Annotated in this window: 21 protein-coding genes and 2 pseudogenes; 14 read left to right on the forward strand and 9 right to left on the reverse strand. The window is 63.0% G+C overall.

All coding sequences use genetic code 11. The annotated features are described in order from the left end of the window. A pseudogene (locus ACS3WB_RS15530) lies at positions 1-164 on the reverse strand (ROK family protein); the annotation flags it as partial. Between the two features lie 365 nt (positions 165-529). On the opposite strand from ACS3WB_RS15530, the gene rplU reads away from it, so the two are divergent. From rplU to proB, 5 genes are all read left to right on the forward strand, one after another. Beyond that, complete coding sequence (gene rplU / locus ACS3WB_RS15535) at positions 530-1,054, forward strand: 50S ribosomal protein L21 (protein ID WP_438276386.1); 525 nt, start codon at positions 530-532, stop codon at positions 1,052-1,054. An 85-nt stretch (positions 1,055-1,139) separates the two neighbouring features. Further along, complete coding sequence (gene rpmA / locus ACS3WB_RS15540) at positions 1,140-1,412, forward strand: 50S ribosomal protein L27 (RefSeq protein ID WP_292618957.1); 273 nt, start codon at positions 1,140-1,142, stop codon at positions 1,410-1,412. 138 nt (positions 1,413-1,550) lie between these two features. Continuing rightward, positions 1,551-2,153, forward strand: a complete 603-nt coding sequence (locus tag ACS3WB_RS15545; RefSeq protein WP_438276387.1) for a GNAT family N-acetyltransferase — start codon at positions 1,551-1,553, stop codon at positions 2,151-2,153. 121 nt (positions 2,154-2,274) lie between these two features. Further along, positions 2,275-3,351, forward strand: coding sequence for a GTPase ObgE (gene obgE / locus ACS3WB_RS15550; RefSeq protein WP_438276388.1), 1,077 nt, complete (start codon positions 2,275-2,277; stop codon positions 3,349-3,351). 275 nt (positions 3,352-3,626) lie between these two features. Then, the gene (gene proB, locus ACS3WB_RS15555) at positions 3,627-4,781 is read left to right on the forward strand and encodes a glutamate 5-kinase (protein ID WP_438276389.1); all 1,155 of its coding nucleotides are present in this window, start codon (positions 3,627-3,629) and stop codon (positions 4,779-4,781) included. Positions 4,782-4,855: 74 nt separating this feature from the next. Here proB and ACS3WB_RS15560 read toward each other — a convergent pair whose 3' ends face one another. Further along, positions 4,856-5,290: a hypothetical protein gene (locus tag ACS3WB_RS15560; RefSeq protein ID WP_438276390.1), complete on the reverse strand. Its 435-nt coding sequence runs from the start codon at positions 5,288-5,290 to the stop codon at positions 4,856-4,858. Between the two features lie 219 nt (positions 5,291-5,509). After that, complete coding sequence (locus tag ACS3WB_RS15565; protein ID WP_438276391.1) at positions 5,510-6,640, reverse strand: acyl-CoA dehydrogenase family protein; 1,131 nt, start codon at positions 6,638-6,640, stop codon at positions 5,510-5,512. Between the two features lie 107 nt (positions 6,641-6,747). On the opposite strand from ACS3WB_RS15565, the gene ACS3WB_RS15570 reads away from it, so the two are divergent. The 9 genes from ACS3WB_RS15570 to ACS3WB_RS15610 all read left to right on the forward strand — a co-directional run bounded on the left by ACS3WB_RS15570 (position 6,748) and on the right by ACS3WB_RS15610 (position 15,711). Beyond that, positions 6,748-7,470, forward strand: a complete 723-nt coding sequence (locus ACS3WB_RS15570; RefSeq protein ID WP_438276392.1) for a winged helix-turn-helix transcriptional regulator — start codon at positions 6,748-6,750, stop codon at positions 7,468-7,470. A 112-nt stretch (positions 7,471-7,582) separates the two neighbouring features. Next, positions 7,583-8,875 carry a glutamate-5-semialdehyde dehydrogenase gene (locus tag ACS3WB_RS15575; RefSeq protein ID WP_438276393.1) on the forward strand — a complete coding sequence of 431 codons (1,293 nt, stop codon included), beginning with the start codon at positions 7,583-7,585 and terminating at the stop codon, positions 8,873-8,875. Positions 8,876-8,961: 86 nt separating this feature from the next. Continuing rightward, positions 8,962-9,630, forward strand: coding sequence for a nicotinate-nucleotide adenylyltransferase (locus ACS3WB_RS15580; RefSeq protein WP_438276394.1), 669 nt, complete (start codon positions 8,962-8,964; stop codon positions 9,628-9,630). A 224-nt stretch (positions 9,631-9,854) separates the two neighbouring features. Beyond that, positions 9,855-10,175, forward strand: coding sequence for a ribosome silencing factor (rsfS, locus tag ACS3WB_RS15585; RefSeq protein ID WP_438276404.1), 321 nt, complete (start codon positions 9,855-9,857; stop codon positions 10,173-10,175). Between the two features lie 166 nt (positions 10,176-10,341). Further along, the gene (rlmH, locus tag ACS3WB_RS15590; RefSeq protein WP_438276395.1) at positions 10,342-10,824 is read left to right on the forward strand and encodes a 23S rRNA (pseudouridine(1915)-N(3))-methyltransferase RlmH; all 483 of its coding nucleotides are present in this window, start codon (positions 10,342-10,344) and stop codon (positions 10,822-10,824) included. Between the two features lie 220 nt (positions 10,825-11,044). Then, positions 11,045-12,421 (forward strand): murein hydrolase activator EnvC family protein, encoded by a 1,377-nt coding sequence (locus tag ACS3WB_RS15595; RefSeq protein WP_438276396.1) that lies wholly within the window; start codon positions 11,045-11,047, stop codon positions 12,419-12,421. Continuing rightward, complete coding sequence (locus ACS3WB_RS15600) at positions 12,418-13,773, forward strand: S41 family peptidase (protein ID WP_438276397.1); 1,356 nt, start codon at positions 12,418-12,420, stop codon at positions 13,771-13,773. The genes ACS3WB_RS15595 and ACS3WB_RS15600 overlap by 4 nt, the downstream gene beginning before the upstream one ends. Positions 13,774-13,939: 166 nt before the next feature. Continuing rightward, positions 13,940-15,148 carry a divergent polysaccharide deacetylase family protein gene (locus tag ACS3WB_RS15605; protein ID WP_438276398.1) on the forward strand — a complete coding sequence of 403 codons (1,209 nt, stop codon included), beginning with the start codon at positions 13,940-13,942 and terminating at the stop codon, positions 15,146-15,148. 59 nt (positions 15,149-15,207) lie between these two features. Then, positions 15,208-15,711 (forward strand): RNA pyrophosphohydrolase, encoded by a 504-nt coding sequence (locus tag ACS3WB_RS15610; RefSeq protein ID WP_438276399.1) that lies wholly within the window; start codon positions 15,208-15,210, stop codon positions 15,709-15,711. A 240-nt stretch (positions 15,712-15,951) separates the two neighbouring features. Here the strand turns inward: ACS3WB_RS15610 and ACS3WB_RS15615 are convergent, their stop codons facing one another. The 6 genes and pseudogenes from ACS3WB_RS15615 to ACS3WB_RS15640 form a co-directional block, all read right to left on the reverse strand. Beyond that, positions 15,952-16,359 (reverse strand): F0F1 ATP synthase subunit epsilon, encoded by a 408-nt coding sequence (locus ACS3WB_RS15615; protein WP_438276400.1) that lies wholly within the window; start codon positions 16,357-16,359, stop codon positions 15,952-15,954. A 144-nt stretch (positions 16,360-16,503) separates the two neighbouring features. Beyond that, positions 16,504-17,934: a F0F1 ATP synthase subunit beta gene (atpD, locus tag ACS3WB_RS15620; RefSeq protein ID WP_438276401.1), complete on the reverse strand. Its 1,431-nt coding sequence runs from the start codon at positions 17,932-17,934 to the stop codon at positions 16,504-16,506. Between the two features lie 82 nt (positions 17,935-18,016). Then, a complete protein-coding gene (locus ACS3WB_RS15625) occupies positions 18,017-18,421 on the reverse strand; it encodes an organic hydroperoxide resistance protein (RefSeq protein WP_438276402.1) in 405 nt (134 codons plus the stop codon). 16 nt (positions 18,422-18,437) lie between these two features. Continuing rightward, positions 18,438-19,316 (reverse strand): F0F1 ATP synthase subunit gamma, encoded by an 879-nt coding sequence (locus ACS3WB_RS15630; RefSeq protein ID WP_438276403.1) that lies wholly within the window; start codon positions 19,314-19,316, stop codon positions 18,438-18,440. Positions 19,317-19,464: 148 nt separating this feature from the next. Continuing rightward, entirely contained in the window at positions 19,465-20,997 is a 1,533-nt protein-coding gene (gene atpA / locus ACS3WB_RS15635; protein WP_438276405.1) for a F0F1 ATP synthase subunit alpha, read from the reverse strand. Beyond that, positions 20,997-21,064, reverse strand: a pseudogene (locus ACS3WB_RS15640) (F0F1 ATP synthase subunit delta); the annotation flags it as partial. The pseudogene ACS3WB_RS15640 and the gene atpA, both read right to left, overlap by 1 nt.

Below are 21,064 nucleotides of genomic sequence, written 5' to 3' on the forward strand. Positions count from 1 at the left end.
CGCAGGCCGTCGAGGATCTTGCGGAAGGCGCCCTTGCAGGCGCGATCGCCGAGAAAGCCCTCGTCGTCTTTCAATTCGATGTTGTAGCTGTCGACATCCACCGATGGCAGCCGCAGAACCCCGTGCTTGCCGATACCCGCCGTCGTCAAGGTGTCTTCAGCCATCGTTGCCCCGCTCGCTGGTCGATTTGGCCGGTATCAACGGTCAGGGAACCTTTTTGTTTCATGGCCTCGATCCGGAAACGGGGAGGCCAAGCTGAAATCGCTGATAATCGGCCGTTTCTCGCGCCTCTCGCCTTGACTCCCTGCCTTTGGCGGCTATAAGTCCCGCAACCGGCGCGGGGTTACCCCAGCGCCGCTTGTTTTTGTGTGACCGCAGGGCATTTCCCCGGTTGCGTGAAAAACCCATCGGGCATTTCTGGGCAAAGCGGCATCCGGTTTGTCGTTCGAAAATGCTCTTGACCTAACGACTGATAAAAAGCCGACCCGGACTTGTCCGAGGCCGGGATCGAACACGAAGGAATAGAACGATGTTCGCAGTCATCAAAACCGGCGGCCGCCAATATCGCGTCGTTCCGGATGATGTGCTCGAGATTGGCAAGATCGCCGGCGAAGTCGGAACGATCGTGCAGCTTGGCGAAGTTCTGGTGCTTGGCGGCGACACGCCGGTGCTCGGCGCGCCCACGGTGGCCGGCGCTTCGGTCGCCGCGGAAGTATTGCAGCATAAGCGCGGTCCGAAGGTGATCGCGTTCAAGAAGCGTCGCCGCAAGCATTCGAAGCGCAAGCGCGGTTATCGCGACGAGATCACGGTGCTGCGGATCACCGAGATCTTGGCTGACGGCAAGGCCCCGACAATCGGACCGCGCCCCAAGAAGGAAAAGGTCGTCAAGCCGGCCGAGGCCGAGGGCGACGAGGCGCCCAAGGCAGCGAAGAAGAAGGCAGATTCGAAGACATCGGCCAAGGCGGCCGCGACGAAGGCTCCGGCGAAAAAGGCGGTCGCCAAGAAGCCGGCAGCCAAAAAACCGGCAGCCAAGAAGGCGAAAAGCGACGAATAAGAGCGATTAAAAATGTCCGTGAGAAAAAGTGAATGATTCTGTCACGGAAATGATCTAGAGATACGGACGAGACTGGAGACGAGCGATGGCTCACAAAAAGGCAGGCGGTTCTTCGCGGAATGGACGCGATTCGCACGGCAAACGCCTCGGGATCAAGGCGTTCGGCGGCGAGCACGTGATTCCCGGTAACATTATCGCCCGCCAGCGCGGCACCACTTGGCATCCCGGCCTTAATGTTGGCATGGGCACCGACCACACCCTGTTCGCCAAGGTTGAAGGCCGCGTTGCATTTCGTGCGAAAGCCGGCGGCCGCACGTTCGTATCGGTAGTCCCGATGACGGAAGCCGCGGCCGAGTAGACGGTGGATGACATTGCGTCCGCCGGTCCCTGTTGAACCGGCGGAGCATGAACGGCTCCAAGGGGGAGGCGGGAAACCGGCCTCCCTTTTTTAGTTTGCGTTTGCATATGGACCTGCGTTCGCATCACGGAGCCGACCATGCTGCAGGACATTCCGACCTCGACCCTCGCGCTGCGCCAGACGCGGCCGTTCATTCTCGAGACCGAGCGGCTGAGCCTGCGCAAACCGACGCTGGCCGACGCCAGGGTCATTGCTGCTCTCGCCAACGATCGCCGGATCGCGGAGATGGCGCGCCGCTTGCCGCACCCATACACGCAGGAGGAAGCGGTTCGTTTCGTCGAAGCCGTCGCCGGCGACAGCAGCGAGACCGTGTTTCTGATCGAGCACAATCACGTTCCGGTCGGCGTCACCGGCGTCGACTGGAGCGAGCCGGACGCGCCCGAGCTTGGCTATTGGGTCGGCGTCGACTACTGGGGGCGGGGTTTCGCCACCGAGGCCGCGCGCGCGGTGATCGACTACACCTTCGAGGCGTTCGCGGTCGACCAGTTGCGCTCCGGCGCGCGCGTGGTCAATCCGGCGTCGCGGAACGTACTGGAAAAATGCGGTTTCCAGTGGACCGGTGTCGAACTGCATCGCTCCAGGGCGCTCGGATCGTCGACGCCGGTCGACCGCTTCCGCCTGTCGCGAGGCGTTTGGTCGTCGCTGAAGACCTGGGGCAGTGCGGCGCGCCGCGAACGGTAACGGCCGGATCTGTCAGGACACGTTCGAATGCAACGGAGCGCCGGGTCTAGCCCGGGCAATGATGCTCGATGGCGCGTCGCGGCGGTTGCCTCGCGACCGCGCGTAACTTACCTAATCCACCATGAAATTTCTCGATGAAGCCAAGGTCTATATCCGCTCCGGCGATGGCGGCAACGGCTGCGTGGCGTTCCGCCGCGAGAAGTTCATCGAGTTCGGCGGACCTTCCGGGGGCAATGGCGGGCGCGGCGGCGACGTCATCGTCGAGGTTGCCGATGGTCTCAACACGCTGATCGACTATCGCTATCAGCAGCACTTCAAGGCGCCGAAAGGCGCCAACGGGATGGGCTCGGACCGCCACGGCGCCAACGGCAAGGACATTGTGCTTAAGGTGCCGCTCGGTACCCAGATCATCGACGAGGACCGTGAAACCCTGATCCATGACTTCACCAGCGTCGGCGAACGCTTCGTGCTGGCCGAAGGCGGCAATGGCGGGTTCGGCAACGCGCACTTCAAGTCGTCCACCAATCGCGCGCCGCGCAACGCCAATCCCGGCCAGCCAGGGGAAGAGCGCTGGATCTGGCTGCGGCTGAAGCTGATCGCCGATGCCGGCCTTGTGGGCCTGCCCAATGCCGGCAAGTCGACGTTTCTATCCAAGGTCAGCGCGGCGAAGCCGAAGATCGCGGACTATCCGTTCACCACGCTGCACCCGCAGCTCGGCGTCGTGAATATCGATGACCGCGAATTCGTGCTGGCGGACATTCCGGGGCTGATCGAGGGCGCGCATGAAGGCGCCGGTCTCGGCGACCGGTTTCTGGGGCATGTCGAACGCTGCCGCGTGTTGCTGCATCTGGTCGATGCCACCTGCGAACATGCGGGTCGCGCCTACAAGACCGTGCGCGGTGAACTGGAAGCCTACGCTGGAACGCTCGCGGAGAAGGCCGAGATCGTCGCGCTCAACAAGATCGATGCGGTCTCGGCCGAGGATCTGAAGAAGCAGCGCGATCGCCTCAAGCGCGCCGCCAAGAAAATGCCGCTGCTGCTGTCGGGCATCACCGGCAAGGGCGTCAGCGAGGCGTTGCGGGCGCTTGTCGCCGTGATCGGCGAAGCGCCGGTGTCCGACAAGGCCAAGGGCGTCGAGAATTCGGCTGCGGCGGCCGGCGCAACGCCGGCGGCGCAGGCCAAGCCGTGGTCGCCATAGAGCCTTCCGCTTCTGATGGAATCAGAAGTGGGGCTTATGATTTTGATTCGACGCCTTTTCTTCTCGCGAACCGGTTTCCATTTTCGGGTCGAGCCCGAGGACATGCTTCGCGCAAAAACGCTTTAGACGATCCCGTGGCCGGGTTATCCGTCATTCCAGCAAAGTCACGAACTGGCGGTTTCGAAGGAAACTGACCCGGACCGCATTCCGCTTTCCAAGGCGTCGCTTTCATGTGATGAAAGCGGCGCGTTCGTTTCGATTGACCGCTGACCGCCATGTCCAGCCTGCATCTCAAAAGATTTCGCCGCATCGTCGTCAAGGTCGGCTCGTCGCTGCTGATCGATTCCGATGCCGGTGAGGTCCGCGCGGCGTGGCTGTCGGCGCTGGCCGCTGATATCGCCGGGCTTCATGGCGAGGGACGCGACGTGCTGATCGTCTCGTCGGGCTCGATCGCGCTGGGTCGCAGCCGGCTCAAGTTACCGCGCGGCGCGTTGAAACTGGAAGAAAGCCAGGCTGCCGCCGCGGTCGGGCAGATCGCGTTGGCGCGGATCTGGTCGAAGGTGCTGGGCGATCACGGCATCGGCGCCGGGCAGGTTCTGGTGACGTTGCAGGACACGGAAGAACGCCGCCGCTATCTCAATGCGCGCTCGACCATCGCGAAACTGCTCGAATGGCGCGCTGTTCCGGTCATCAACGAGAACGACACGGTCGCCACCAACGAAATCCGCTACGGCGACAACGACCGTCTCGCCGCCCGCGTCGCCACCATGGCGAGCGCCGACCTGCTGATCCTGCTGTCGGACATCGACGGGCTTTACGAGGCGCCGCCCCATCTCGACCCGGATGCGAAACTGATTCCGGTTGTGAAGCGCGTTACCGCCGATATCGAGGCGATGGCAGGCAGCGCCGCCTCCGAATTGTCGCGCGGCGGCATGCGGACCAAGATCGAGGCGGCGAAGATCGCGACCACCTCGGGCACGCACATGCTGATCGCCTCGGGCAAGATCGATCATCCGCTGCAGGCCGTCATGGACGGCGGCCGCTGCACCTGGTTTTTGACGCCGGCGAATCCGGTCACTGCGCGCAAACGCTGGATCGCCGGCTCGCTGGAGCCGAAAGGCACGCTCACTATCGATGCCGGTGCGGTTGCAGCGCTACGCGCTGGCAAGAGCCTGCTGCCGGCCGGCGTGATCCGTGTCGACGGACAATTCGCGCGAGGGGACGCCGTCATCGTGCGCGGCCCGAATACGCATGAGATCGGCCGCGGGCTCGTCGCTTATGATGCCGACGACGCAGAGAAGGTCAAGGGACGCTCGTCCTCGGACGCGGCGCAGATTCTCGGCATCAGCGGCCGGGCCGAAATGATCCACCGCGACGATCTGGTTGTCGGCGGGCCGCGCGGCGAGGCGGGGAGTGCGGAAAAAGTCTGACTGAATCGTCAAGCCCGGCTTTATGCCGGGCCATGACGAATCCTGTAGCGTTTTACGCCTCAGTGAAAAGCGCATCAGCTAATGACGCCGGTGCCAATCATGCTGCTCGAGATCACGTAGATGGTTCCCATCGCGGTGATACCAAAAGCGGCGGCCGCCATCGGCAACAATATCTCGGTGGCCGCCTGTCCGGCGCTCTGCTGACTGCCCCAGACCGCAAATTTGCCTGTGATCCAATCCCGGAACGGGACCTCGTTCGGATGTCTGTCGTAATCCGGCTGATGTCTGTACCACACCAGGAACGATGCGCTGAAACACAGGCCCGCCACCAGAAACAGAACGGTGATGAAGGCCAGCGGAATTGCGACGTGACTCTGCCTGTCAAAAAAGAGCCATGCCATCAGAACGAACCAAATAACGAAGCCTGCGGCGATCTTTGGAATGGTGGAGTGAAGCTGAGTGTACGTCTCGTTCGCCGGATGATTATGAGCGACAAGTTCTCTGGTCATGAGAGTGCCTTTCTTGAGATGGCGCGCAATGCGGGCTTGGCGGTTTGAGGTGGCGAGACGCCACGCCGCGGCAAGAGGGACTGGCGCGACCTGCATTGAGCTAGCCAGCCGTACAGATACTAAAACCGCGCGGAGCCCGGCGAGTTTCGCTCTCACGAAGAATTGGACGGATGCGATGGCGCGTGATGTGGTGAATCTGATTGAGCCTCCGGCCGCGGCTCACGCTGCATCCGCGATGGGATCGAGACCGAGTGCCACGCGGCCGGTGAACCGCTGCTGCCGTTTCGCCGGGAGCGGGTGGAATTGCGCGCCGTGCGCGTCGCGCAGCAGGCGTTCGAGCCCGGCCTTGCGATAGAAGCCGGCGCCGCCGGCCACTTCCAGCGCCTTCTCGACGGTCGCCAGCACACCGTCTGCGACGATGGTCTTGCGCACCAGCATGGGACTGGTCACCTCCAGGCCCATCGTGACGTCGAAGTCGTTGGTCAGGCGGACCATATCGTCGATCGCGATTTGAACTTTGGTCAGTTCGTTGGCGAGTTCGCCGAGAAGATAAGGCACTGTGGGATCGTTCATGCGCTTTTTTGCAAGTCCGGTGCCGATCGCCGCCGCCGCCTCGGCGACGCCGGCATAGACCGACATGATCAGAGGCATCGCGACCGTCAGGATCACGTTCCACGCCGGGTGGAAGCGGCCGCGCGGCCGACGCAGAGCGATCGCATCATTCGGCACGAACACGTTCTCCAGAACAATGGTCTGCGATCCCGTCGCGCGCATGCCGAGCGTCTGCCAGTCGTTGCCAAGCGACACGCCGGGCGCATCGAACGGCATCGCGAAATGCAGCACCTGCCAGCCTTCGTCAGGGTCTTCGAACGGCGCCGATGTCATTAGCAGGCCGCCTTTGGGCGAGCCGCTGCCGAAAGGCTTTCGTGCGTTGACCCGGAAGCCGCCATTGGCACGCTGCGCCAGGCCGTTCGATTCCATCCAGTCGCCGGCGCCGGTCGAGATCAGCACCAGTTCTGACGCCGCGACCCGTTCCAAAAGCTTCCGCCCCGGCCGGCCCTGGCGCTGATTGTAGACCGCCGCCGCGACGAGATGCTGGTGCATCGACAGCGCGAGCGCCGTCGAGGGGCAGTGATGCGCAAGCTCGCGCAGGAAACGGCACATCGCGCTGTACGCAACGCCGCCGCCGCCGAACTCCCTCGGCACCAGCGCGGAGAATACTTTGTGCTGCGCCAGCACATCGAAGTGGTTCGCAACGAAAACATCCGCTGCATCGCGCTCCGCGGCGCCTTCCGCAAAACGCGGCCCGATGATCTGCACGAGCGCCTGAAGGTCGAGATACCCTGTCATGACCGGCTCCTGTTGCTGGACGTGGAGGTATCGTGCGCCCGTGGCGTCGAATCTCAACTTCAATATGTGAAGTTGTCTGGCGTGAGGCCCGGGGATAAGATTTGTCCATGCGCGAAACACGGAGTTACGGCCAGTTCTGTCCGATCGCCATTGCCAGCGAAGTGCTGGCGGAACGATGGACGCCGCTCGTGATCCGCGAACTCCTCTGCGGCAGTGTCCGCTTCAATGACCTGCAGCGCGGGGTCCCGCGAATGTCGTCAGCCCTGCTGGCGCGGCGGCTGAAGGAATTGCAGCACTCTGGCATCATCGAGCGCCGCACCGGCTTGCACGGCGGCGCCGAATATCATCTGACGCCCGCGGGCAAGGAATTGTTTCCGGTCATCGAAGGCATGGGACTGTGGGCGCAGCGCTGGCTGCGCCGCGATCTGGTGGATGCAGGCAATCTCGATCCGAATCTTTTAATGTGGGATGTCCGGCGCAACGTCGCGGCCAGAATTCCGCATCACGACCGCCGTCACGTCACCGAGTTCCGGCTGTCGGGAGTGCCGGCCAACCAGCGCTGTTACTGGCTGGTGTTCGAGGGCGACGCCGTCGATCTCTGCTACAAGGATCCGGGCTTCGAGGTGAATCTCTTCGTGGCCGCCAGTCTGCGTCTGCTGACCGAGATCTGGCTCGGCCACGTCGCGATCGACCGCGCCATTCGCGACGATCGGCTTCGTCTCGACGGAGCGCGCCGGGAGGTGGCGGCCTTCCGGTCATGGTTCGCGCTCAGCATGTTCGCGCCGGCCGGCGCAAGGCCGACCGGCCAGGCGGAGCTGGCTGTTCGATAGCGGGCCGGTCGCAACTGTGCTAGGACGGACCTTGAAAAACCGACCTTCAGAACTTCTATCTGACGTGAGTTTTGCCTGACAGGATTGCCACTAACAGGATTGCTAACCTGACATGACTGCCTCCCTGAAGGCGGTCGGCGCCTCGGCCGATCTGCCCGCTTTGATGAGCGAGCTTGCAACGCAGGCGCGCGCCGCCGCGCGCGTGCTCGGCCTTGCGTCGACGGCACAGAAGAATCAGGCGCTCGATGCCATGGAGCGCGCGATCCGTAGCCATGCGGCCGCGATTCTCAAGGCCAATGCCGATGATGTCACCGAGGCGCGCGCCGGCGGCGCTGCTTCCGCGTTCCTCGATCGTCTGACGCTGACGCAGGCGCGCATCGATGCGATGGCCGATGGCGTCAAGGTGGTGCGTGGGATCGACGATCCCGTCGGGCGCGTCACCGAAAGCTGGCAGCGCCCCAACGGAATGACCATCGAGCGCGTGCGCGTGCCGCTCGGCGTCGTCGCCGTGATCTTCGAGAGCCGCCCCAACGTCTGTGCCGATGCCGGGGTGCTGTGCCTGAAGTCCGGCAATGCCGTGATCCTGCGTGGCGGCTCGGACAGTTTCCGTTCATGTCGCGCGATCCATGATTGTCTGGTGCAGGGTCTGCGCGAGGCGGGATTGCCGGAAGCGGCGATCACGCTGGTGCCGACGCGTGACCGCGCCGCCGTCGGCTTGCTGCTCGGCGGGTTGAACGGCGGCATCGACGTGATCGTGCCGCGCGGGGGCAAGAGCCTTGTCGCGCGCGTCGAGGCTGAGGCGCGCGTGCCGGTGTTCGCGCATCTGGAAGGCGTCAATCACGTCTATGTCGACGGCGATGCCGATCTCGCGATGGCGAAGGCGATCGTGCTCAACGCCAAGATGCGCCGTCCCGGCATCTGCGGCGCGGCCGAGACGCTGCTGGTCGATCGCGCCGGCGCGCCGAAGGCACTCAAGCCGCTGGTCGAAATGCTGATTGATGCGGGCTGCGAAGTGCGCGGCGACGCCGCCGTGCAGAGCGTCGATGCGCGGGTCAAGCCCGCGACCGATGACGACTGGGATACCGAATATGAGGCTGCGATCATCGCAGCGCGGGTCGTCGATGGCGTCAGTGAGGCGATCAATCATATCCAGCGCCACGGCTCGCACCATACCGATGCGATCGTGACCGACGATCCAAAGATTGCCGCGAGGTTTCTTGAAGAAGTGGATTCGGCGATCGTGCTGCACAACGCCTCGACGCAATTCGCCGACGGCGGCGAATTCGGCTTTGGCGCCGAAATCGGCATCGCGACCGGCAAATTCCATGCGCGCGGGCCGGTCGGCGCCGAGCAACTCACCAGTTTCAAATATCGCGTTCACGGCACCGGACAGACCCGGCCGTGAACGCAATGTGATACAGACGCGCATGATCCTCTCACCCAACCGCATGCGCCAGGGCGGATCATGCGCCTGCGCGCGCGGAGACTGAATTGAGGCTGCGTTCTGTCGCTTCGTCCTGCGCCCTCCCGCTCCATTCCGACGGCATGCGCATCGGTCTGTTCGGCGGCTCATTCAATCCGCCTCATGCCGCGCATCGCGCCGTCAGCCTGTATGCCTTGAAGCGGTTGAAACTCGACCGGGTCTGGTGGCTGGTTTCGCCCGGCAACCCGCTCAAGGACCGGCGCTCGCTGTACGATCTCGCCGAACGCGCCGCCGCGGCGCGGGCGGCGGCCGGGGACCCGCGGATCGATGTCAGTTGTCTCGAAGCTGTCATCGGAACGCGCTACACCGTCGACACTATCACCTACCTGCGGCGCAGATGCGCCAAGGTGCACTTTGTCTGGATCATGGGCGCCGACAATCTGGCGCAGTTCCATCGCTGGGAGAACTGGCAGCGGATCGCGGCCGAGGTGCCGATCGCGGTGATCGACCGCCCGCCGCAGAGTTTCCGCGCCCTCGCGGCGCCCGCCGCCCGGGCGCTGGCAATGTGGCGTCTGCCTGAGGCCCGGGCCGCCCAATTGGCAACCCATCGCCCGCCCGCCTGGGTCTTCCTTACCGGGATGAAGTCGAGTTTGTCTTCGACCGGGCTGCGGAACGGGGATGGAACATGGAAGACCGCAGCCGGAAAACATCAAGCTGCCGCACCACTGGAATATTGAAACCGTCAGGTCTACATGCGTAATATACCCCCATCGGCCGCCCGGATTCGGCGTTCCGATACAGCGAAAGGAAATGGTCCCTGACCGCACCTGTATTGTCTAGGTCCTCCTCGCCCAGGCCTTCGAAGAGAGCGACATCGAAGAACGCGGGGTCGAGAGCAGACAAGACTTCGGTAGACGCCGTCGTTTCAGAGGCGCGACCCGATGTCGACGAGACCCTCAAGCTGATCCTTTCCCGCCTCGACGATATGAAGGCGGAAGATACGGTCACCATCGATCTCCGCGGCAAATCGGCATTTTCGGACTACATGGTCGTCACCACCGGCCGGTCCAACCGGCATGTCGGTGCAGTCGCCGAGAACGTCGCCAAGGGTCTTAAGGAAACCGGAGTCAAGAAGGTTCACATCGAGGGTTTGCCCAATTGCGATTGGGTGCTTATCGATTCCGGCGATGTGATCGTGCACGTATTTAGGCCTGAGGTTCGCGAGTTCTACAATCTGGAAAGGTTGTGGATACAAAACACGGCGACGGCGAAGACGGTCTGAACCCCGCGTGCCGTCGCTAATTGGTCGGGTCGCTCCCGTTGAAGTGGAGCGCGTGCGTTCCCGCTTCTGATGGAATCGGGAAGCGCGGGGCTACATGATTTTCGATGTGGCGCGTTCTTTTTAGAACCGGCGCCCGCTTAGCTGGAAAACTCTGTAGCTTACACGGATGCGACTCGCCGTCATTGCCATTGGCCGTCTCAAGCAGGGTCCGGAGCGGGAGCTTGCCGACCGCTATCGCGGACGCTTCGACGATATCGGGCGCAAGCAGGGCTTTCGCGGCCTCGATATCCACGAAATCCCGGAAAGCCGCGCCCGCGATGCCGAACAACGCATTCGCGAAGAGGCCGCGGCGATTGTTGCCCTGGTCCCTGAGGGAGCGATCCTGGTGGCGCTGGATGAAAAGGGTAAAAACATCGACAGCGCCACATTTGCAGGCCATCTTGGCCGCTGGCGTGATGAGTCGGTGGCGAATACAGTTTTCGCCGTGGGCGGTGCGGACGGACTTTCGCCCGAATTGCGGCGCAAGGCTAAGCTGAACGTAGCGTTGGGCGCGGCCACCTGGCCGCATCAGATCGTGCGCGTGATGTTGCTTGAACAGATCTACCGGGCCGCAACCATCCTGGCCGGCCATCCTTATCACCGCGGCTAGTGGTCCGTTTCTAACATTTGCATTCCGGTGCGGCAGGCGTTCTTGCAAATGTTCGAAACAAAGGACCACCAGCAAATATAAGTTTCTGGTGGAGCTTTGGATTTGACCTTCGCTTCTCGCGTTCGCGGTAACTGGACAGCGAATGTCAAATCCATCCCACTAGATGCGCCAGCGCAATCGGATCGACATGGTGCAAGCAGACGAGTGCAGACTGTCTGACATGCGATTGACCCAAGGCATCGTTGCAAGGCAAGCGGCAGCGCGCGACGGACAGCAGCCTGCCGTTCTGGTCCTTGCGGTCTGTCTGCTCGCCGGCGTTTCGTCCGCGGGGCCGTCCGTGGCCAGGGCGCAGGCGGCCGGAACGCCTTCGCCTGCTGTCGCTCCGTCTGGCGATGACATCAAGCAGCGCGAGCAGGAGCTGGAAGCGGTGCGCGCGCAGCAGAAGAATGCCACTGAGTTGCAGGAGCGGCTGAAGGTCGACATCGCGGCGATCGGCCAGAACCGCGCCAAGCTCAATCAACAGTTGATCGAGACTGCCGCCGCAGTTCGGGACATCGAGACCAAGATCACAGAGGCCGAAGCGCGCCTGCTGCCGCTCGACGCGCACGAACAGGAAATCCGCAGCTCGCTGGATTCGCGGCGCTCGGAAATCGTGGAAGTGCTCGCTGCCCTGCAGCGGGTCGGCCGCCGCACGCCGCCGGCTCTGCTGCTGCGGCCTGAGGATGCGCTGCAATCCTTGCGGACCGCGATATTGCTCGGCTCCGTGGTGCCGGAGATGCGCGGGCGAGCCGCAAAGCTTGTGGCGGATCTCGATGAACTCGTCAGCCTTCGCAAATCCATTGCCGCCGAACGCGATCGGATGGCAGCCGATCGTGACAAGCTCAAGGCCGAGCAAACCCGCCTGTCGACGCTGGTGGACGAACGGCAAAGGCAGCAAAGCAGCTTCGAAAAGGATATGGCTGCGGAAGGCGCGCGCGCGATCGAGCTGTCGCATCAGGTCGACAGCCTGCAGGGCCTGATCGCGAAGATGGAGCAGGATCTGAAAAGCGCGGCCGAGGCGGCGGCGATAGCCAGCCGGAAAGGCGCTCCCGCGCCGCTCAACGGCAAGCCGAATCTCGCTGCTCTGAAGGACCCCAGCCGGCTCAGTCCCGCCATTGCCTTTGCGGCCGCCAAGGGTTTGTTAGCGTTTCCGGTTAACGGTACGAAGATCCGTGACTTTGGCGGTTCCGACGGCGTCGGTGGGGTGGAAAAAGGCATTTCGTTGGCGGCCCGCCGGGGCGCGCAGGTCACGACTCCGTGTGATGGCTGGGTTGTGTATGCCGGGCCATTCCGCAGCTATGGACAACTCTTGATCCTCAATGCCGGTGGCGGGTATCATGTCCTCATCGCCGGGATGGAGCGTATTTCGGTTAACATCGGCCAGTTCGTGTTGACCGGAGAGCCGGTAGCGACAATGGGATCGACCTCCCGCGTCGCCTCGATTCTCGCGGCAAACCCGAGTCAGCCCGTTCTCTATATCGAGTTCCGTAAGGACGGCACTCCGATTGATCCAGGCCCATGGTGGGCCGCAAATAACGACCAAAAGGTTCGCGGATGATGCGCAAGGCTTCCCTTATTCTTCTCAGCGCCGCCGCGGGTGCGGCGCTGACGCTGTTCGTGACGCAGCCGCGCTCGGTGCTGATGGGATCGAGCGCGCGAGCCGCGACGTCGGATACCTACCGACAACTCAACCTGTTCGGGGATGTGTTCGAGCGGGTCCGCAGCGACTATGTCGAGAAGCCCGACGACAGCAAGCTGATCGAATCGGCCGTCAGCGGCATGCTGTCGGGTCTCGATCCGCATTCGAGCTACATGGATGCCAAGAGCTTCCGCGACATGCAGGTGCAGACGCGCGGCGAGTTCGGCGGTCTCGGCATCGAGGTCACGATGGAAGACGGCCTGGTCAAGGTGGTCTCGCCCATCGACGACACGCCGGCATCCAAGGCGGGAATTCTTGCGAACGACGTCATTACCAATCTGGACGACGAGGCGGTGCAGGGACTGACCCTCAATCAGGCCGTCGACAAGATGCGGGGTCCGATCGGCACCAAGATCAAGCTGAAGATCATCCGCAAGGGCCAGGACAATCCGATCGACGTGACGCTGGTGCGCGACAACATTCGCGTCCGCTCGGTGCGTTCGCACGTCGAGGCCGACGACATCGCCTATATTCGCATCACCACCTTCAACGAGCAGACCACCGAAGGCCTCAAGAAGGCGATTGCCGACCTTCGCAGCCAGATCGGCGACAAGCTCAAGGGCTACATCATCGATCTGCGCAACAATCCCGGCGGATTGCTCGAGGAAGCGGTCACCGTGTCCGACACCTTCCTCGATCGCGGCGAGATCGTGTCGACGCGCGGCCGCAATGCCGAGGAAACCCAGCGCCGCAGCGCGCATCCCGGCGACCTCACCAAGGGCAAGCCGGTGATTGTCCTGATCAATGGCGGGTCCGCTTCGGCTTCTGAAATTGTCGCGGGCGCGTTGCAGGACCACAAGCGGGCGACGCTGATCGGCACCCGCTCGTTCGGCAAGGGCTCGGTGCAGACCATCATTCCGCTCGGTTCAGGCAACGGCGCGCTGAGGCTGACCACGGCGCGTTATTACACGCCATCGGGTCGTTCGATTCAGGCCAAGGGCATCGTTCCGGATATCGAGGTGCTTCAGGACGTGCCCGACGAACTGAAGTCGCGGACCGATACCAAGGGCGAGGCTTCGTTGCGCGGCCATCTGAAAAATGGCAACGACGAGAAGACCGGTTCGCAATCCTACGTGCCGCCGGACGCCAAGAACGACAAGGCGCTCAAGATGGCCGATGATCTTTTGCACGGCGTCAAGATCAATGCCTCGTCGCAGGCGTCCCGCGACAAGGCGGCGATCGAGAAACCGGCGGACAAGGCCGCGAACTGACGCGCTGAAACAAGCCGGATTTACGGAGACGGACATCCCCTGATGCCCGTCTCCTCCGCGCGGGGCCGATAGCCCCGGGGTAAGCACGCCGGGGTAAGCACGATTGCAGCCTGCCGCCTTTGCGGGCGTCCATGGTATCGTCGAATCGGATGATTCGGGGAGTTCCATGGTTGATACGACGGACGATCTCAGCGCGCCGCTCGGACAGAACCCCACGCCCCGGCGAAGATTGCGACTTCCCTTCACGCTGCCGCAGGCGATTGCCGCCCTGCTGGGTTTGGTCCTTGCCGCGTTCCTGGGCTTTGCCCTTTTCAACCACGATCCGCTCGGCGGCGAACCCACGGCGCGAATCGCGATCCGGCAGCCCGCAACACCCGAGGAGAAGCCTGCCGCGGTGCCGCCTGCATCGAAGCCGGCCAGTGCGGCCGCCGCAGCGAACCCCCAACCCGAGGCCGGTCAAAAGACCATCACCATTATCGACGGCTCCAGCGGCGCGCGCCAGAACGTCGTGGTTGCGGGCGGGGATTCCGCTATGGCCGGCGGCGAGGTTGCGCCGGCGACGATGGCCGGAATCGATCAGCGCCTGCTGGAGAAGTCACGTTACGGAATGATACCGGTTGTCGCCGCTGATGGCTCGAAGCCCTTCAAGGCCTATGCGATGGGCACCGATGCGGATCGCGCGAAGGCGGCCACGATGCCGGTGGTCGCGATCGTGGTCGGTGGTCTCGGGGTCGGTGCGGCCAAAACCGTCGACGCCATCATGAAATTGCCGTCCGCCGTGACGCTTGGATTCACGCCATACGGGTCCGATCCGGGCAAGCTGGTGGAGCGGGCTCGCGCGCAACGTCACGAGATTCTGCTGGAAGTCCCCATGGAGCCTTATGACTATCCCGACAACGATCCTGGGCCGCAGACCCTGCTGACGACGCTCGGCACCGAACAGAATATCGATCGCCTCTATTGGCACCTCAGCCGCTTTCAGGGATATGTCGGTCTCGCCAATTTCATGGGCTCCCATTTTGTCACCGCCAACGCCGTCATGCAGCCGATCATTCGCGAGGCAGCCAAGCGCGGACTTGGCTATCTCGACGACGGTTCCACTCCGAGGAGCGTCGCGGCTCAGCTCGCGGAGGGGCAGGCCATGCCGTTCGCCAAAGCCGATCTGACTATTGATTCCGTTCCGACCTCGGTGGCGATCGACAAGGCGCTCACACGACTTGAAGATCTGGCGAAGGAGCGGGGAACCGCCATCGGGATGGCGTCGGCGCTTCCGGTTTCCATCGACCGGATCGGAATCTGGACCAAAGCTCTCGAAAGCCGTGGCGTGATGCTGGTGCCATTGACAACCGCGATGCTGAAATCAAAATCGAGTTGATCTTCGAAATCCGCGTCCCCTTCGCTTTCACGGCGGGAGACGCGAAAGGCATTGACGGAATGGCGCGTTACGACGATCTACCCTACCGCACGTGCGTCGGAATGATGCTGATCAACGACAGGGGACTCGTTTTCATCGGTCGCCGCGCCGGTGGCATCGAGCATGTCGACGACAGTCATGTCTGGCAGATGCCGCAGGGCGGCGTCGATCCCGGCGAAGACACGTGGCTCGCGGCGAAACGGGAGCTCTATGAAGAGACCAGCGTTCGCTCTGTCGAGAAGCTCGCCGAAGTATCCGACTGGCTGATCTACGATATCCCGCGCACCGTGGCCGGACGGGCCTGGAAGGGGCGCTATCGCGGCCAGCGGCAGAAGTGGTACGCGATGCGCTTCACCGGCAGCGACAACGAGATCGACGTCGCCAATCCGGGCGATGGCCACAAGCCGGAATTCATCGCCTGGCGTTGGGAGCCGATGCAGAACCTCACCCGGCTCATCGTGCCTTTCAAGCGCCCGGTCTACGAGCGGGTGGTCAGGGAATTCGCTGGTCTCTCGGGCGATTAGAGCATGATCCCGAAAAGTGGAAACCGGTTTTCGGTAAAGATCATGCCCAAATAGATAAGCGACGAGTCTGTTTCAACTTCAACGCAGGTGAAACAGACTTCGGCCGGCTCCCCGGAGTTGACCGGTGATTGATGCCTTCATTGCTTTTCGAGCGAAGCGGAAACCGGTTCGCGTCAAGAAAGCGCATCAAAACTAGGAAGCTCCGCTTCCGATTCCATCAGAAGCAAAAAGGCTTTTCGCTCAATGCAACGCCGTGGTGTTGAGCTGGCTCTGAATGCTCTTGAAATGATCCAACCGCTCGATCGCCTTGTCGAGTTCGGAGCCTTCCTTTTCCGCCAGCTTGGCTTCCATGCCCGCGATCGTATCCGCGAACTGGGCGCGATCGAGCTCCTCGATGGAGGTCGCCACATCGGCGAGAACGGTCAGGCCGTTTTCCGAAACCTCGGCCAGGCCGCCGAGCACGATGATCTTCTGTTGCGAGCCGCCGGCGGTGACGGTCAGGATTCCGGGACGGATCGCCGCCACCACAGGCGCGTGGCCGGCAAGGACGCCGAAGTCGCCCTCGACGCCGGGGACGTCAACCTGATCGACGTCACCGGAAAAGGCCAGTTTCTCCGGCGAGACGAGATCGAAATGGAAAGTCGCCATGGTGTCCAGTCTCTCTGCTGTCACCCGCGGGGCTTAACCCGCGGGTCCATCCGCCAAAACATATTCATCGATGGATTGCCGGTCATTGGCGTTCTTTAGAACGCCGTTCTTCGAGGAGTTATCCCCGGCAATGACGATGATTATTTAAGCCGCCTCGGCCGCCAGCTTCTTGCCCTTCTCGACGGCTTCCTCGATGGTGCCGACCATGTAGAACGCCGCTTCCGGCAGATGGTCGTATTTGCCCTGGCAGAGGTCGCGGAAGCCCTTGATGGTGTCGGCGAGGTCGACGAACTTGCCCGGCGAGCCGGTGAACACCTCGGCGACGTGGAACGGCTGCGACAGGAAGCGCTCGACCTTGCGGGCGCGGGCGACCGTCAGCTTGTCCTCTTCCGACAGTTCGTCCATGCCGAGAATGGCGATGATGTCCTGCAGCGACTTGTAGCGCTGCAGCACCTGCTGCACCGTGCGCGCTGTCTGGTAGTGTTCCTCGCCGACGATCAGCGGCGAGAGCATGCGCGAGGTGGAGTCCAGCGGGTCCACCGCCGGATAGATGCCTTTTTCCGAGATGGCGCGGTTCAGCACCGTGGTGGCGTCGAGGTGCGCGAAGGATGTGGCCGGCGCCGGGTCGGTCAGGTCGTCGGCCGGCACGTAAATGGCCTGCACCGAGGTGATCGAACCCTTGTTGGTGGTGGTGATGCGCTCCTGAAGCGCGCCCATGTCGGTGGCGAGCGTCGGCTGATAACCCACGGCGCTCGGAATGCGTCCGAGCAACGCTGACACTTCCGAGCCGGCCTGCGTGAAGCGGAAGATGTTATCGACGAAGAACAGCACGTCCTGGCCCTGGTCGCGGAACTGCTCGGCGACCGTGAGACCCGACAGCGCAACGCGCGCGCGAGCGCCCGGCGGTTCGTTCATCTGGCCGTAAACCAGCGCGCATTTGGAGCCTTCGCCGCCGCCCTTCTTGTTGACGCCCGACTCGATGAACTCGTGATAGAGGTCGTTGCCCTCGCGGGTGCGCTCGCCGACGCCGGCGAACACCGAGTAGCCGCCGTGCGCCTTGGCGACGTTGTTGATCAGTTCCTGAATCAGCACGGTCTTGCCGACGCCGGCGCCGCCGAACAGGCCGATCTTGCCGCCCTTGGCGTAAGGCGCGAGCAGATCGACGACCTTGATGCCGGTGACGAGAATTTCCGCCTCCGTCGACTGGTCGGTGTAGGAGGGCGCTTCCGCGTGGATCGGGCGCAGATCGTCGGCCTTGATCGGGCCACCCTCGTCCACCGGCTCGCCGATCACGTTCATGATGCGGCCAAGCGTACCTGCCCCGACCGGCACCCGGATGGGTGCGCCGGTATCGGTGACGTTCTGGCCGCGCACCAGACCCTCGGTGGTGTCCATGGCGATGGTGCGCACGGTGGATTCGCCGAGATGCTGGGCGACTTCGAGAACCAGGCGGTTGTCGCCGTTCTTGGTCTCGATGGCGTTGAGAATCGCGGGCAGATGCCCTTCAAACTGAACGTCGACGACGGCGCCGATGACTTGTGTGATGCGTCCGGTCTGGTTGGCGGGGGATGCCATTAGAAATATCTCCTTCGAACTCGTTCTAGTTGGCGCGTGGCCTGTTCCGAAAACCGGTTTTCACTTTTGGGGACCAATCGCTTCAGACGGCGGTCAATTTGACGGGTACATTGCCCCTGGTTGCCTTGGAATAGGGACAGATGGTGTGAGCGTCTTCAATCAGCGCCTGCAGCTTGGCCTTGTCCGCGCCCGGCAGAGCGACCTTCAGTTCGGCAGCCAGCGAGAACGCGCCGTCGTCGACATTGAGCGTGACTTCGCAGGTCACCTTGGCGGCCTGTCCGTCGAGACCATGCTTTTTCGCCAGAACAAGAATGGCCTGTCCGAAGCAGGAGGACCAGCCAAGCGCGAAAAGCTGTTCGGGATTATGGCCGTCGCCGGCGCCGCCAAGATCCTTCGGGAGCGCCATCGCCAATGCCAGTCCGCCGCCGTCGATAACGGCGCGGCCGTTACGGCCTCCGCTTGTCGTCGCCTTGGTGACATAAGCCATGCTGCGTCTCCTTCGACTAGACCGCCTCGGCGCCGGAGATGATCTCGATCAGTTCCTTGGTGATCATCGCCTGTCGGGTGCGGTTGTAGATCAGGGTCTGCTTGCGGATCATTTCTCCCGCGTTGCGGGTGGCGTTGTCCATCGCCGTCATCTGCGCGCCGTAGAACGAGGCGTTGTTTTCCAGCAGCGCCCGGAAGATCTGCACCGCGAGGTTGCGCGGAAGCAGCCGGGTGAGAATTTCATCCTCTTCCGGCTCGTATTCGTAGGACGGCGCGGTATCGCCGTTCGCAGCCGAGGTCTCAATCGCCAGCGGGATAATCTGCTGGGCGGTCGGAACCTGCGCGATGACGGACTGGAAGCGCGAATAGAACAGCGTACAGACGTCGAACTCGCCGGCCTCGAAACGGGCCAGCACCTTCTTTGCGATCGCCTCGGCGTTGACGAAGCCGAGCTGGCGCACCGAACGCAGTTCGACCGTCTCGACAATCTGCTTCTCGAAGGTGCGTCGAAGCTGCTCGAAACCCTTGCGTCCGACGCAGAAGAACTTGACCTCCTTGCCTTGGTTCATCAGGGCAAGCGCCTTGTCGCGGGCGAGGCGGACGATGGCCGAGTTGAACGCCCCGGACAGGCCGCGTTCGCCGGTGCAGACCAGCAGCAGGTGAACCTGATCCTTGCCGGTGCCGACCAGAAGCGGCGACGCGTTGGGCGAGCCGGCCGCGGCGCTGGCGATGTTGGAAATCACCGCATCCATCTTCTGGGCGTAGGGTCGCGCCGCTTCGGCGGCGTTTTGCGCACGGCGAAGCTTCGATGCCGCAACCATCTGCATCGCCTTGGTGATCTTCTGCGTCGCCTTGGTCGAGGCGATGCGGACGCGCATGTCTTTAAGGCTGGCCATCGGTAACTCTGTTTATCCTCTTGCTCGGCCTTTCCCTCTCCCGCGGGCGGGGAGGGTTAGGGAGGGGGCCGAAGTCGATCGTAAAATTCCCCCACCCGACCGGCTGCGCCGGTCGACCTCTCCCGCGAACGGGAGAGGTGAAGAAAGATCAGGCAAACGTCTTGGCGTAGCCCTCGACCGCGCTCTTGAGCTTGGCGGCCGTATCGTCGCTGAGGTCGCGGCTTTCGCGGATAGCCTTGAGAATGTCCGCGTGCTGCCCCCGCAACAACGACAACAGCCCGTCCTCGAAGGCGCGCACCTTGTTGAGCGGCAGCTTGTCCAGATAGCCGTTGGTGCCGGCCCAGATCACCACCACCTGCTCTTCCATCTTCAGCGGCGAGAATTGCGGCTGCTTCAGGAGTTCGGTGAGGCGCGAGCCGCGGTTGAGCAGGCGCTGGGTCGAGGCATCGAGATCGGAGCCGAACTGCGCGAACGCCGCCATTTCGCGGTATTGCGCGAGCTCGCCCTTGATCTTGCCGGCGACCTTTTTCATCGCCTTCGTCTGAGCCGACGAGCCGACGCGCGACACCGACAGACCGACGTTCACCGCCGGGCGGATGCCCTGGAAGAACAGGTCGGTTTCGAGGAAAATCTGGCCATCGGTAATCGAAATCACGTTGGTCGGGATATAGGCCGACACGTCGTTGGCCTGAGTCTCAATCACCGGCAGCGCGGTCAGCGAGCCGTTGCCCTGGCTGTCGTTCAGCTTGGCGGCGCGCTCCAGCAGGCGCGAATGCAGGTAGAACACGTCGCCCGGATAGGCTTCGCGGCCCGGCGGACGGCGCAGCAGCAGCGACATCTGGCGATAGGCGACGGCCTGCTTGGAAAGGTCGTCGTAGATGATGACCGCGTGCATGCCGTTGTCGCGGAAGTACTCGCCCATGGTGCAGCCGGTGAACGGCGCAAGATACTGCATCGGGGCCGGATCGGAGGCGGTCGCGGCGACGACGATCGAATATTCCAGCGCGCCCTGTTCCTCGAGCACCTTCACGAACTGCGCAACGGTGGAGCGCTTCTGACCGACCGCGACGTAGACGCAATAGAGCTTCTGGCTTTCGGGGGCGCCCGCGACGTTCAGAGGCTTCTGGTTGAGGATGGTGTCGAGCGCGATGGCGGTCTTGCCGGTCTGGCGGTCGCCGATGATCAGCTCGCGCTGGCCGCGGCCGATCGGGATCAAAGCGTCGATGGCCTTGAGGCCGGTGGCCATCGGCTCGTGCACCGACTTGCGCGGAATGATGCCGGGAGCCTTGACGTCGACGCGCTTGCGCTCGGTGGCCTGGATCGGGCCCTTGCCGTCGATCGGATTGCCCAGTGCGTCGACGACGCGGCCGAGCAGACCCTTACCGACCGGCGTGTCGACGATGGCGCGGGTGCGCTTGACGGTCTGGCCTTCCTTGATCTCGCGGTCGGCACCGAAAATCACGATGCCGACATTGTCGGTCTCCAGGTTCAGCGCCATGCCGCGCGTGCCGTTCTCGAACTCGACCATTTCGCCGGCCTGGATGTTGTCGAGGCCGTAAACACGGGCGATGCCGTCGCCGACGGACAGAACCTGTCCGACTTCGGAAACTTCGGCCTCCTGGCCGAAATTCTTGATCTGGTCCTTCAGGATCGCGGAAATTTCCGCGGCGCGGATGTCCATCAGCCTGCCTCTTTCATCGCGTGCTTGATCGAATTGAGTTTGGTGCGGAGCGAACTGTCCACCATGC

The sequence above is a fragment of the Nitrobacter sp. genome, from assembly GCF_051535215.1.
In the GTDB taxonomy this organism is placed as follows: domain Bacteria; phylum Pseudomonadota; class Alphaproteobacteria; order Rhizobiales; family Xanthobacteraceae; genus Nitrobacter.

Coding starts and splice junctions, on each gene's coding strand:
- ACS3WB_RS15610 (WP_438276399.1), top strand. CDS start 15,208: ATGGCGCGTTACGACGATCTACCCTACCGCACGTGCGTCGGAATGATG.
- ACS3WB_RS15595 (WP_438276396.1), top strand. CDS start 11,045: ATGCGATTGACCCAAGGCATCGTTGCAAGGCAAGCGGCAGCGCGCGAC.
- ACS3WB_RS15615 (WP_438276400.1), bottom strand. CDS start 16,359: ATGGCGACTTTCCATTTCGATCTCGTCTCGCCGGAGAAACTGGCCTTT.
- atpA (WP_438276405.1), bottom strand. CDS start 20,997: ATGGACATCCGCGCCGCGGAAATTTCCGCGATCCTGAAGGACCAGATC.
- ACS3WB_RS15605 (WP_438276398.1), top strand. CDS start 13,940: ATGGTTGATACGACGGACGATCTCAGCGCGCCGCTCGGACAGAACCCC.
- proB (WP_438276389.1), top strand. CDS start 3,627: ATGTCCAGCCTGCATCTCAAAAGATTTCGCCGCATCGTCGTCAAGGTC.
- ACS3WB_RS15565 (WP_438276391.1), bottom strand. CDS start 6,640: ATGACAGGGTATCTCGACCTTCAGGCGCTCGTGCAGATCATCGGGCCG.
- ACS3WB_RS15630 (WP_438276403.1), bottom strand. CDS start 19,316: ATGGCCAGCCTTAAAGACATGCGCGTCCGCATCGCCTCGACCAAGGCG.
- ACS3WB_RS15600 (WP_438276397.1), top strand. CDS start 12,418: ATGATGCGCAAGGCTTCCCTTATTCTTCTCAGCGCCGCCGCGGGTGCG.
- ACS3WB_RS15625 (WP_438276402.1), bottom strand. CDS start 18,421: ATGGCTTATGTCACCAAGGCGACGACAAGCGGAGGCCGTAACGGCCGC.
- ACS3WB_RS15545 (WP_438276387.1), top strand. CDS start 1,551: ATGCTGCAGGACATTCCGACCTCGACCCTCGCGCTGCGCCAGACGCGG.
- ACS3WB_RS15560 (WP_438276390.1), bottom strand. CDS start 5,290: ATGACCAGAGAACTTGTCGCTCATAATCATCCGGCGAACGAGACGTAC.
- rplU (WP_438276386.1), top strand. CDS start 530: ATGTTCGCAGTCATCAAAACCGGCGGCCGCCAATATCGCGTCGTTCCG.
- rlmH (WP_438276395.1), top strand. CDS start 10,342: ATGCGACTCGCCGTCATTGCCATTGGCCGTCTCAAGCAGGGTCCGGAG.
- ACS3WB_RS15575 (WP_438276393.1), top strand. CDS start 7,583: ATGACTGCCTCCCTGAAGGCGGTCGGCGCCTCGGCCGATCTGCCCGCT.
- obgE (WP_438276388.1), top strand. CDS start 2,275: ATGAAATTTCTCGATGAAGCCAAGGTCTATATCCGCTCCGGCGATGGC.
- rpmA (WP_292618957.1), top strand. CDS start 1,140: ATGGCTCACAAAAAGGCAGGCGGTTCTTCGCGGAATGGACGCGATTCG.
- ACS3WB_RS15570 (WP_438276392.1), top strand. CDS start 6,748: ATGCGCGAAACACGGAGTTACGGCCAGTTCTGTCCGATCGCCATTGCC.
- atpD (WP_438276401.1), bottom strand. CDS start 17,934: ATGGCATCCCCCGCCAACCAGACCGGACGCATCACACAAGTCATCGGC.